Origin of the sequence: Luteimonas suaedae (assembly GCF_008312895.1) — a bacterium.
GTDB classification, from domain to species: domain Bacteria; phylum Pseudomonadota; class Gammaproteobacteria; order Xanthomonadales; family Xanthomonadaceae; genus Luteimonas; species Luteimonas suaedae.
In genome coordinates, this window is the sequence record NZ_VSSP01000007.1 from 24,161 (window position 1) to 36,076 (window position 11,916).

9 protein-coding genes are annotated in these 11,916 nt (G+C 71.0%); 7 read left to right on the top strand and 2 right to left on the bottom strand.

The window, feature by feature from the left end; genetic code table 11:
* Window positions 1–36 precede the first annotated feature (36 nt).
* Entirely contained in the window at window positions 37–951 is a 915-nt protein-coding gene (locus FXO19_RS11650; RefSeq protein WP_149195278.1) for a 2-dehydro-3-deoxygalactonokinase, read from the top strand.
* 97 nt (window positions 952–1,048) lie between these two features.
* Here FXO19_RS11650 and FXO19_RS11655 read toward each other — a convergent pair whose 3' ends face one another.
* Window positions 1,049–2,059, bottom strand: coding sequence for a LacI family DNA-binding transcriptional regulator (locus tag FXO19_RS11655; protein ID WP_149195279.1), 1,011 nt, complete (start codon window positions 2,057–2,059; stop codon window positions 1,049–1,051).
* Between the two features lie 269 nt (window positions 2,060–2,328).
* Between FXO19_RS11655 and FXO19_RS11660 the strand changes: the two genes are divergently transcribed.
* The 3 genes from FXO19_RS11660 to FXO19_RS11670 all read left to right on the top strand — a co-directional run bounded on the left by FXO19_RS11660 (window position 2,329) and on the right by FXO19_RS11670 (window position 8,283).
* Window positions 2,329–4,914: a glycoside hydrolase family 3 protein gene (locus FXO19_RS11660; protein ID WP_149195280.1), complete on the top strand. Its 2,586-nt coding sequence runs from the start codon at window positions 2,329–2,331 to the stop codon at window positions 4,912–4,914.
* A gap of 137 nt (window positions 4,915–5,051) precedes the next feature.
* Window positions 5,052–5,747 (top strand): glutathione binding-like protein, encoded by a 696-nt coding sequence (locus tag FXO19_RS11665; protein ID WP_149195281.1) that lies wholly within the window; start codon window positions 5,052–5,054, stop codon window positions 5,745–5,747.
* A gap of 220 nt (window positions 5,748–5,967) precedes the next feature.
* Entirely contained in the window at window positions 5,968–8,283 is a 2,316-nt protein-coding gene (locus FXO19_RS11670; protein WP_149195282.1) for a S9 family peptidase, read from the top strand.
* A 41-nt stretch (window positions 8,284–8,324) separates the two neighbouring features.
* On the opposite strand, the gene FXO19_RS11675 is transcribed toward FXO19_RS11670, so the two are convergent.
* On the bottom strand, window positions 8,325–9,011 hold the full coding sequence (locus FXO19_RS11675) for a YdcF family protein (protein WP_149195283.1): 687 nt from the start codon (window positions 9,009–9,011) through the stop codon (window positions 8,325–8,327).
* An 88-nt stretch (window positions 9,012–9,099) separates the two neighbouring features.
* Between FXO19_RS11675 and FXO19_RS11680 the strand changes: the two genes are divergently transcribed.
* The 3 genes from FXO19_RS11680 to FXO19_RS11690 are packed head-to-tail and all read left to right on the top strand — an operon-like array spanning window position 9,100 to window position 11,916.
* A complete protein-coding gene (locus tag FXO19_RS11680; protein WP_149195284.1) occupies window positions 9,100–10,305 on the top strand; it encodes a beta-ketoacyl-[acyl-carrier-protein] synthase family protein in 1,206 nt (401 codons plus the stop codon).
* On the top strand, window positions 10,302–11,093 hold the full coding sequence (locus FXO19_RS11685; RefSeq protein WP_149195285.1) for a beta-ketoacyl synthase chain length factor: 792 nt from the start codon (window positions 10,302–10,304) through the stop codon (window positions 11,091–11,093). The genes FXO19_RS11680 and FXO19_RS11685 overlap by 4 nt, the downstream gene beginning before the upstream one ends.
* Complete coding sequence (locus FXO19_RS11690) at window positions 11,086–11,916, top strand: glycosyltransferase family 2 protein (RefSeq protein ID WP_149195286.1); 831 nt, start codon at window positions 11,086–11,088, stop codon at window positions 11,914–11,916. The genes FXO19_RS11685 and FXO19_RS11690 overlap by 8 nt, the downstream gene beginning before the upstream one ends.

Genomic DNA, 11,916 nt, shown 5'->3' on the forward strand with positions numbered 1-11,916 from the left:
CGTGGTCGGTTCGTCCGGATTCCCGGAGCACGGCGCATGATCGCGGTCGACTGGGGCACCAGCCAGCTGCGCGCCTATCGCATCGACGACACCGGCGCCGTGACCGCGCAGCGACGCGCGGCCGAAGGCGCCACCGCCTGCCGCGGCCGTCATGCCGAGGTGCTGCGCGCCTGCATCGGCGACTGGGACGACGGGCTCGTCATGCTGTGCGGCATGGTCGGCAGCCGCAACGGCTGGAGGGAGGTGCCCTACGTCGACTGTCCCGCCGGCGTCGACGAACTTGCGGCAGCGCTGCAACCCTGCGACACGCCCGAGTTACCGGGCCGCCGGCTCTGGTGCGTGCCCGGCATGGCCGATCGCAGCGGTGCCGGCGATGCGATGCGCGGCGAGGAAACCCAGGTGCTGGCACTGCTCGAGCGGCTCGGCCGCGGCCGCCATGTCGTCTGCCTGCCGGGCACCCACAGCAAATGGGTCGAAGCGGACGACGGCCGCATCGTCTCGATCGCGACCGCGATGACCGGCGAGGTGTTCGACCTGCTGCGCCGGCACGGCACGCTGGCCGAACTGGTGCCTGCAGGCGCAGGCCGCACCGGCACCGATACCGGCTCCGCCGAGACCGAGGTGTTCGACCGTGGCCTGCACGACAGCGCGGCCGACGGCGGCCTGCTGCACCATCTGTTCGGCGCGCGCGCGCATGTGCTGTTCGACAGCCTGCCCGCCGAGCGCCTGTCCGACTATCTCTCCGGCCTGCTGATCGGACACGAAGTCCGGTCGCTATTGCCGATGTCGGTGAGGACCGGCGGCATGACGGCGCACCTGATCGGCAATGCCGCGTTGCTCGATGCCTATGCCCGCGCCCTCGCCGCCTCCGGCATCGCAACCCAGCGTCACTCCGAACGGTTGGCCGCCGATGGCCTGTCCCTGCTGGCGCGCCATCGTGACCTCTCCTGAACGCCCGGCGCGCGCCAGGCTGGCTGTCGCCTACCGGCGCCCATGCCCATCCGCTGCGGTCGGTCGTGCGTGTTCGCAGCGGGTACCGGCGTGGACGCTATCGCGTGGATACGGGCCCGGTCGAACGCCGCAGCTGCAAGGTGTACGGCACGACCACCATCGCGCCGGCGTTGCGGTCGCGGATCGCCTTGAGCAGCTCGACGCCGGCAAGGCGTCCCATATCGCGGGTCGGCTGGCGCACCGTGGTCAGCGCCGGGTAGATGTGCCGCGCGATCGGGGTGTCGTCGAAGCCGCAGACCGATACATCGCCCGGCACCGACAGGCCGCGTTCGCAGATCGCGCAGATCGCGCCGGCGGCCATGTCGTCGTTGGCGGCGAAGATCGCGGTCGGCGGGCGCGCGAGGTCGAGCAGGCGATTGGTCGCGGCGAAGCCGGAGTCGTAGTAGAACTCGCCCTCGGCCACCAGCGCGGGATCGAAGCGGATGCCGGCGCGCTTCAGGCCCTCGCGGTAGCCCGCCAGCCGCCAGCCGCTGGCGCCGTGCGCCGGATGGCCCTTGATGTGGGCGATGCGCCGATGTCCCAGCTGCACCAGGTGCGCGATCATCTCGGCCACCGCGCTCTGCTCGTCTACGGTCACGCCGATGCGGCGGTGCGCCTCCATCGGCGAGATGCTGGCGTACGGCACGCCCAGTGCGTCGAGCCGCTGCAGCAGCGCCGGGTCGTCGGTGATCGGCGGGGTCAGCACCACGCCGTCGAGCCGCGACTGGTCGATCAGCGCCTCGACCTTGGCGACGATGTCGCGCGCGTCATAGACCAGCGGCGCCAGCATCAGGTTGTAATGATGCGCCTGGCAGGCGTCGAGCACGCCCAGCTCCACCTCCATCAGGTAGTTGCTGGACGGGTTGTCGTAGAGCATCGCCACCAGGTACGAGCGCCGGCCGGCCAACGTGCGCGCCGACGGATGCGGGCGGTAGCGCAGTTTCTCGACGATCGCCTCGACCCGCTGCCGGGTCGCGTCGGCGACGTTCGGCTCATGGTTGAGCACGCGCGAGACGGTCTTCATCGACACGCCGGCGGCGGCGGCCACGTCCTCGATGCGGATTCGCATGTTGCCTCGTCCCGGCTCGGCCATGACCGGCTGCGATTCTGCCAGATGCACGCGCGCGCGCATGTCAGCGCACGTGCCGCGGCGGCGGGAACGGATTCATCGGGGCGTCTCCTTCCTGTGGGCGTCGCCGATGCCGTCCCCGGCATGGCCCACCGGCATCTTTCCGTGATGCAACAAGCATCGCCGGCAGCTTGCGGCTATTCTGCCCATATCTTGACAACGCTGTCATCCATCGGACCGCCAGCCAACCACCGCGGAGAACACCCCTGATGCCCACGACCTGGAACGCACGCCTGCGCATCGGCGTACTGGCCCTGGCGCTGGCCGGCTGCACGCCGTCCGGCAACGACACCGACGCCGCGGCCACATCGCCGCCCGCGCCCGCGCCCGCCGACAGCGGGGCGCCGAGCGCCGAGATCACCCCCACGCAGTGGCCCGAGGTGGACTGGCCGCTGGCGGCGGACCCGGACCTGGAGAACCGGATCGACGCGCTGCTGGCGACGATGACGGTGGAGGAGAAGGTCGGCCAGATCATGCAGGGCGACATCGACAGCATCACCCCCGAGGAGGTGCGCAAGTACCGGCTCGGCTCGATCCTCGCCGGCGGCGGCTCCGATCCGGGCCGCCGCTACAACGCCGCGCCGCAGGACTGGCTGGATCTGGCCGACGCGTTCTGGGAAGCCTCGATGGACACCAGCGGCGGCGGCAAGGCGATTCCGATCATCTGGGGCATCGACGCCATGCACGGCCAGAGCAACATCGTCGGTGCCACCCTGTTTCCGCACAACATCGGCCTCGGCGCCACCCGTAATCCGGAGCTGCTGCACGAGATCGCCCGCATCACCGCGATCGAGACGCGTACCACCGGCATGGAGTGGACCTTCGCGCCTACCGTCGCGGTGCCGCGGGACGACCGCTGGGGCCGCGCCTACGAGGGCTACTCGGAGGATCCGGAACTGGTCGCCAGCTACGCCGGCGTGTTCGTCCAGGGTCTGCAGGGCAAGCCCGGCACGCCCGAGTTCCTCGACGACCATCACGTGATGAGCTCGGTCAAGCACTACCTCGGCGATGGCGGCACCAGCGACGGCAAGGACCAGGGCGACACGGTGGTGAGCCAGGCGCAGCTGCGCGACATCCACGCCGCCGGCTACGTGCCGGCGATCGCGGCCGGCGCGCAGGCGGTGATGGCCTCGTTCAACAGCTTCCACGGCGAGAAGATGCACGGGCACGGGCCGCTGCTGACCGACGTGCTGAAGGAGCGGATGAACTTCGGCGGCTTCATCGTTGGCGACTGGAACGGCCATGGCCAGGTCCGCGGCTGCACCAACACCGATTGCGCGCAGACCTTCAACGCCGGCCTCGACATGGCGATGGCGCCGGACAGCTGGAAGGGCATGTACGAGTCCACGCTCGCGCATGTGCAGGCGGGCACGATCCCGATGGAACGCCTCGACGATGCGGTGCGCCGCATCCTGCGGGTGAAGTTCCGCGCCAACCTGTTCGAGAAGCCGAAGCCCTCCGAGCGTGCGCTCGGCGGCCGGTTCGAGCTGCTCGGCGCGCCGGAGCACCGCGAGGTCGCGCGCCGGGCGGTGCGCGAATCGCTGGTGCTGCTGAAGAACCAGGACGGCATCCTGCCGCTGTCGCCGACGTCCAGCGTGCTGGTCGCCGGCGACGGCGCGGACAACCTGAGCAAGCAGGCCGGCGGATGGACGTTGACCTGGCAGGGCACGGATACCCGGCGCGAGGACTTCCCCAACGCCGACTCGATCTGGGACGGACTGAAGGCGCAGGTCGAAGCGGCTGGCGGCCGCGCCGAGCTGGCGGTCGACGGCGGCTATGCGCGCAAGCCTGACGTGGCGATCGTGGTCTTCGGCGAGGCGCCCTATGCCGAGTTCCAGGGCGACCTGCCGGACCTCATGTTCAAGGGCGGCAAGTCCGGCGATCTCGAGCTGATCCGCAAGCTCAAGACCGACGGTATTCCGGTGGTGGCGGTGTTCCTCAGCGGACGGCCGCTGTGGCTGAACCGCGAAATCAACGCCGCCGACGCCTTCGTCGCCGCGTGGTTGCCCGGCTCGGAGGGCGGCGGGATCGCCGACGTCCTGCTGCGCGGTGCCGACGGCGACATCCAGCACGATTTCAAGGGCAAGCTGGGCTTTTCGTGGCCGCGTCGCGCCGACCAGTTCGCGAACAACCACGGCCAGGAAAACTATGACCCGCTGTTCGCATTCGGCTTCGGCCTGACCTACGCCGACGATGGCGACCTCGCCCCGCTGTCCGAGGAGCCGGGCGTCGACCCCGAAGCCGCCCGCAGCAACGCCTGGTTCGAACGCGGCGTGGCGACCACCGGGCTGACCCTGCGCCTGGTCGGCGCCGACGACAGCGCCACGGACGTCGTGCATCCGGCTGCGGAGACCACCGACGGCAGCCTGGAAATGAGCGCGGTCAACACCGAGATCCAGGAGGGCGCACGCGCGTTTGCCTGGTCCGGCGATGGCACCGTGCAGCTGCGCGCCAACACCCCGCTCGACCTGGAGCGGGAGACCAACGGCGACGTGTTCGTGGTCGCGACCGTGCGCGTAGACGCGCTGCCCAGCGACGGCGAGGCGACGTTGCTCGCCGGCTGCGGCCCGGACTGCGCCGGAGAATTGCCGATCGGCGATGCGCTGGCGAAGCTGCCACAGGGCGAATGGACGCGCCTGGGGGTGCAGCTCAAGTGCCTGCGCGCGGCCGGCGCCGATACCGCCCGGCTCGACATGCCGTTCGCGCTGCGCACCGGCGCCGGCGCGCGGATCGCACTCAGCCACGTCGCCCCGGGCACCGATTTCGACCACAAGGTCGACTGCGCGACGCAGTAGCCGCTTCCTCCACCGGTGCGCGCCGGCCACCACGCCGGCCGCCCCGGAGGCTGCAACACAGCGGTCTGTCCGGGTGGGCAGCCGGGGCGCAGCCACCGGCCTAGAATCGTGCCCTCCCGCACGAGGAGCATCCGACCATGATCGATCTCTACTACTGGCCCACCCCCAACGGCCACAAGATCACCCTGTTCCTCGAGGAAGCGGGGCTCGAATACCGCATCAAGCCGGTGAACATCGGCAAGGGCGACCAGTTCGAACCCGGCTTCCTCGCCATCTCCCCCAATAACAAGATGCCGGCCATCGTCGACCACGCGCCCGCGGACGGCGGGGAGCCGATCAGCGTGTTCGAATCCGGCGCGATCCTCCTCTACCTCGCCAACAAGACGGGCCGCTTCTTCGGCGAAGACGTGCGCCGCAAGGTCGAGGTCAACCAATGGCTGATGTGGCAGATGGGCGGCCTCGGGCCCATGACCGGGCAGTATGGGCATTTCCACGTCTACGCGCCGGAGCAGATCCCCTATGCGATGGAGCGCTATCACAACGAGGCGGCGCGCCTGCTCGGCGTGCTCGACAAGCAGCTGCAGGGCCGCGCCTTCATCACCGGCAACGACTACAGCATCGCCGACATGGCCAGCTATCCCTGGATCAACCCATACGACAAGGCGCCGCTCGACCTGGCGCCGTTTCCCGAGGTCCGGCGCTGGCACGAGGCGATCGCCGCGCGGCCCGCCACGCAGCGCGCGTACGCGCTGACCAAACAGGTCAACCGGGACGCAGGCAAGCCGATGAGCGACGAGGAACGCGCACTGTTGTTCGGCAAGGCGCCGGCCTGAGTCCGGTACGGCTTCGGTGCTCCGTCGCAGGAGCGCGCCGTGCGCGCGATGCCGCGGGCCGTTCGCCGCCCGCGGGATTCCGGTGGCCGGCGCGCCTGCCGGTCGGGAATCGCGGCATCCACCGGATCCTGCCGGCACCCGCGGTATCGCGCCCACGGGGCGCTCCTACGGAGGCGCGGCGGGCCGCTAGACTTGGCGCTTCCGCCCGCCGGGAGAGACCATGCGTCCCCTGCTCACCGCCGCCGTCCTGATGCTCGCCGCCACCGCCACCGCCTTCGCCGACGATCGCAAGCTCACCCTCGAAGCCATCACCGGCGATGCGGCGCTGTCCGGGCCCACCCTGACCAAGCCGAAGATCGCACCCGACGGCTCGCGCGTGACCTTCCTGCGCGGCAAGGACGAGGACCGCAACCGGCTCGACCTGTGGGAGTACCACGTCGACAGCGGCCAGACCCGCCTGCTGGTCGATTCGCAGGTGCTGCTGCCCGGAGAGGAAACGCTCAGCGACGAGGAAAAGGCCCGCCGCGAGCGCCAGCGCATCGCCGGCTTTTCCGGCATCGTCGACTACCACTGGGCGCCGGACGGGCAGCGGCTGCTGTTTCCGCTCGGCGGCGAGCTTTATCTGTACGACCTGACGAAGCAGGGCGCGGATGCGGTGCGCCAGCTCACCGACGGCGGCGGCTTCGCCACCGACCCGAAACTCTCGCCCAAGGGTGGCTACGTCAGCTTCGTCCGCGAGCGCGACCTGTGGGTGATCGACCTGGCCAGCGGCAAGGAACTCCGCCTGACGGAGGACGGGTCCGACACCATCGGCAACGGCGTCGCCGAGTTCGTCGCCGACGAGGAGATGGGCCGCCACACCGGCTACTGGTGGGCGCCGGACGACTCGGCGATCGCCTACGCCCGCATCGATGAATCGCCGGTGCCGGTGCAGAAACGCTACGAGGTGTATGCCGACCGCACCGAGGTGGTCGAGCAGCGTTACCCGGCCGCCGGCGATCCCAACGTGCGGACCGAATTGCGGGTGGCGCGGCTGGCGGACGCCGGCCCGCCGCCGACACGCGAGGGCGGCATCGATACCGCCGACGGCCCGCGTACGGTGCGGGTGCAGACGCGCATGGGCCCGGCGGCGCCGCTGCGCGTCGATCTCGGCGACGATCCGGACATCTACCTGGCGCGCGTCGACTGGCGCGACCCGCAGCGGCTGACCTTCCAGCGGCAGTCGCGCGACCAGCGCACGCTGGAACTGGTCGAGATCACGCTCGCGACCGGCAAGCAGCGGATCCTGGTCACCGAGACCTCGAAGACCTGGGTGCCGCTGCACGACAGCCTGCGCTTCCTCGAGGACGGCCGCTTCCTGTGGAGCTCGGAGCACAGCGGCTTCGAGCACCTGTACCTGGCGTCGGAGGACGGCAGCGAACTCACCGCCCTGACCGCCGGCGACTGGCCGGTCGACGAGTTGCTGGCGGTGGACCAGGACGCCGGCCGCGTGTACTTCAGCGCCGGGCGCGAATCGCCGACCGAAAAGCACCTCTACGCGGTGCCGCTGGCCGGCGGCGGGATCGAGCGGCTGTCGCAGGCGCCCGGCCTGCACAACGCCAGCTTTGCCAAGAACGCCAGCGTCTACGTCGACAGCTGGTCGAACACGCGCACGCCGCCGCAGGTCGAACTGTTCCGCGCCGACGGCAGCCGCATCGCCGCGCTCGTCGACAACGACCTGGACGCGCCGGACCATCCCTACGCCCCGTTCCGCGACGCGCATCTGCCGACCGAGTTCGGCACCCTGACCGCCGCCGACGGCCGCACCCGGCTGCACTACAGCCTGATCCGGCCGGCCAGGTTCGATCCGGCGCGGCGCCACCCGGTGGTGGTGTACGTCTACGGCGGCCCGGCGGGACAGACCGTGATCGATGCCTGGCCCGGGCGCGCCGACGCATTCTTCAATCAGTACCTGGCGCAACAGGGCTATGTGGTGTTCTCGCTCGACAATCGCGGCACGCCACGCCGCGGCGCCGCCTTCGGCGGATCGCTGTACGAAAGGCAGGGCACGGTGGAAGTCGAGGACCAGGTGGCGGGCGTGGACTGGCTGCGCACGCAGCCGTGGGTCGACGGCGAGCGCATCGGCGTGCACGGCTGGTCCAACGGCGGCTACATGACCCTGATGCTGCTCGGCAAGGCGCCCGATGCCTACGCCTGCGGCGTGGCCGGCGCGCCGGTCACCGACTGGGCGCTGTACGACACCCACTACACCGAGCGCTACATGCACCTGCCGGAGGCCAACGTCGACGGCTACCGCGAGGCCAGCGTGTTCACCCATGCCGGCGACATCCGCCCGGACAGCCTGCTGCTGATCCACGGCATGGCCGACGACAACGTACTGTTCACCAACTCCACCAGGCTGATGAGCACCCTGCAGCAGTCCGGCGTGCCGTTCGAACTGATGACCTATCCCGGCGCCAAGCACGGCCTGCGCGGCAAGGACGCACTGCACCGCTATCGGTTGAGCACATCGTTCTTCGATCGCTGCCTGCGCTGAGCATCGCGCGCCGACGCCCGCTTGCGTAGCGCCGAACTCGCTCAGCCGAGCCGCGCCAGCATCCTGCGGTGCCGGACCAGGCGCGCCCAGCGCATGCCGATGTCGGCCCAGCACACGTAGGCCGCCTCGCCCGCCACGCGCCACAGCGCGACCGGATGCCAGCGCCAGTGCGGCTCGGCCGCGCACAGCTCCGGCTCGAAGCCGAGCTGGCGCGCCAGCAACGCGCAACGCGCGAGGTGATAGCGACTGCTGAGCAGGGTGACGGTGCCGAGGGCGATATCGGCACGCAGCAGCTCGCGCGCGTTGCGCAGGTTCTGCAGGGTGTCGCGCGAACGCGACTCCAGCCGCAGCGGGGCATCGGCGCCCAGGCCGCGTGCGAGCAATGCCGCCTGCGCGAGCTCGGCCTCGCTGAGCGCCCCCGGGGGCCCGCCGCCGAGCAATATCAGATGGCGCGGCGGGCGCTGCTGCCATAAGGCGACGGCACGGGTCAGGCGCGCGTCGAAGTCGGCGTCGATACGGCCACGCGGCGCGTGCTTGCCGAACAGCAGCACGCACTCGCCACGCGCCGGCAGGCACGGTGCGTTGCGCGCGATCCGCAGCACGTGGACGAAATAGACCACGTACACCAGGCCCACGCTGAGCGCACACGCCGCGGCCGCGACCGTCAGTGCATGCAGGGCGTCGCGGTCGATGAACAGGCGGATGCGGTGGGCGAGGCGGCTGGCCATCGGCGGACTCGGCGTCGGGCGGTTCACAGTCTAGCCCGCCGCCGCTCGTATACTGCCGGCCAGTCAGGAATGGAGCGCCGCCCAGTCGATGTCGTTGTCCCCGATTCCGGCGCTGGCGATCCGCGCCTACACCGCCACCACGGCGCTCGGACGCGGCCGCGCCGCACAGGCGACGGCGATGGCGGAACGCCGCGGCGGGCTGCGCCGCAACGACTTCGGCCCGGATCCGCTCGACACCTGGATCGGCCGCGTCGACGGGCTTGAGGACGCGCCGCTGCCGCCGGAGTTCGCCGACTGGGAATGCCGCAACAACCGGCTCGCCTGGCTCGCGTTGCAGCAGGACGGGTTGCCCGACGCCGTCGCCGCCGTGCGCGAGCGCTATGGTCCAGAACGGGTCGCCGTGGTGCTGGGCACGTCCACCTCCAGCATCGGTGCCACCGAGGAAGCCTACGCGCGCCTCGAAGGCGACCACGGTACCGGCAGCCCCCGTTTTCCCGCCGACCTCGCCCGTCCAATCGTGCACCAGCCGCACTCGCTGGGCGACTTCGTCCGTCACGCCACCGGCCTGCGCGGGCCCTGCGTCACCGTCGCCACCGCCTGCTCGTCCAGCGCCAAGGTGTTCGCGCAGGCGGCACGGCTGATCCGTGCCGACATCGTCGACGCCGCCCTGGTCGGTGGTGTCGACACCCTGTGCGGCAGCGTGCTGTTCGGCTTCAATGCGCTGGGCTTGGTCTCGGCGCAGCCGGCGCGGCCGTTCGACCTGGCCCGCGACGGCCTGTCGCTGGGCGAGGCCGGCGGCTTCGCCGTGCTCGAACGCGGCGACGACGCCCCGCTGCTGCTGCGCGGCTACGGCGAATCCAGCGACGCGCACCACATGTCGGCGCCGCACCCGCAGGGGCTCGGCGCGCGGATGGCGATGCAGGATGCGTTGCAGCGCGCCGGCATCGCCGCCGACGCGGTCGGTTATCTGAACCTGCACGGCACCGCCACCCCGGCCAACGACGCGATCGAGGCGCAAGCGGTGGCCGCGGTATTCGACGACGCGCTGCACGCCGGCTCGACCAAGGGCTGGACTGGGCACACGCTGGGCGCTGCGGGAATCATCGAGTCGGTGTTCGCGTTGATCGCGCTGGAGGACGGACTGCTGCCCGGCACGCTCAACAGCCGCGACCGCGACCCGGCCTGCGGTGCGCAGATCCGCTTCGACAACGCGCAAGACCGCATCCGCTACGCGATGAACAACTCCTTCGGCTTCGGCGGCAACAATTGTTCGCTGCTGTTCGGTGCTGCATGAGCACCTGCAGCGCGCGCATCGCCGGCATCGGCTTCTGGAGCGAGGGCCTGCCCGACTGGCCGGCTGCGCGCGACTTCGCCACCGGCGGCGCGTTGTCCGACGCCGCCGCGCGCCGGCCGTCGCCGCGGCTGCTGGCGCCGAACGAACGCCGCCGGGCGCCGGAATCGGTCGCGGTCGCGCTGCAGGTCGCACTCGCCGCCTGCGAGGCGGCGGGGCGCGACCCGAAGGCATTGCCGTCGGTATTCGCCTCGGGCCATGGCGATTTCGCCATCACCGACTACATGTGCGAAACCCTGGCCAACGAGCCGCGCGCGATCTCGCCGACCCGCTTCCACAACTCGGTGCACAACGCCGCCGCCGGCTACTGGACCATCGGCTCCGGCTGCATGATGACCACCACCGCGATCAGCGCCGGCCGCGCGACCTTCGCCGAAGGCCTGCTGGAAGCCCTGGTGCAGCTCGGCGACGGCGCCGATGCGGTGCTGCTGGTCGCCTACGACATCACCGCGGTCGGGCCGCTGGCGACGATGACCGACAGCCGCGGCCTGCTCGGCGGCGCCCTGGTGCTGGCGTCCGATGAGGACCGCGGCGACGCCGGCCCGCGGCTGCGCGCGACGCGCGTCGACGTCGCGGCCCCGGCCGGCGCCGGTCCATTGGCATCGCTGCGCCACGACAACGCGATGGCGCCGATGCTGCCCCTGTTCGACGCACTGGCCACGCACGACCGACGGGTCCTGCTCGACGCCGGTCCCGGACGCGCGCTGCGCGTGGAGATCGACCATGCCTGAGAACTTCGTCCGCCTGCACCGCGGCAACATCGCCGTGGTCATTCCCGCGCTCAACGAATCGCTGCGCATCCGCGAAGTGGTCGAGGGCGCACTGGCACAGTGCGACCGGGTGATCGTGGTCGACGACGGTTCCGACGACGGCACGTCCGAATGCATCGCCGGCCTGCCGGTGACCGTGTTGCGGCATCCGCAGCGGCTGGGCAAGGGCGCCAGCCTGCGCGACGGCTTCCGCGAGGCGCTGCACCAGGGCGCGCGCGCGGTGCTGACCATGGACGGCGACGGCCAGCATTCGGCCGCGGACATCCCGCGGCTGCTCGACAGCGCCAACCGCCACCCCGGCTGCGTGATCATCGGCGCGCGCCTGCGCAAGCGCCGCTGCCAGCCCTGGCACCGGCGCCTGGGCAACGAGTTCGGCGACTGGGGCATCGCCTGGGGCTGCGGTTTCCGCATCGTCGATTCGCAGAGCGGGCAGCGGCTGTACCCGGACGTCGTCTGCGCGCTGGAGAACGTGCCCGGCGAAGGCTTCGTGTTCGAGGCGCAGATGCTGATCGCGGCCGCACGTTGCGCCGGCGCCGGCATCGTCTCGCTGCCGGTGGAGTCGCGCTACGCCATGCCCGGCGAGCCGGTACAGTTCCGCAAGAGCCACTTCCGCCTGTGGCGCGACCTGTACAACATCAGCTCGCATGTCGCGCTACAGATCTGGCGCCAGGGCGACATGCTCCACGCCTATCGCCGCGCGCGCGCCACGCCGCCGGTGATCGACGATCCCGACGGCGAGTTCGCCGGCGCCCCCCTTCCGCACGATTCGCAGCAGGCAGGTTGA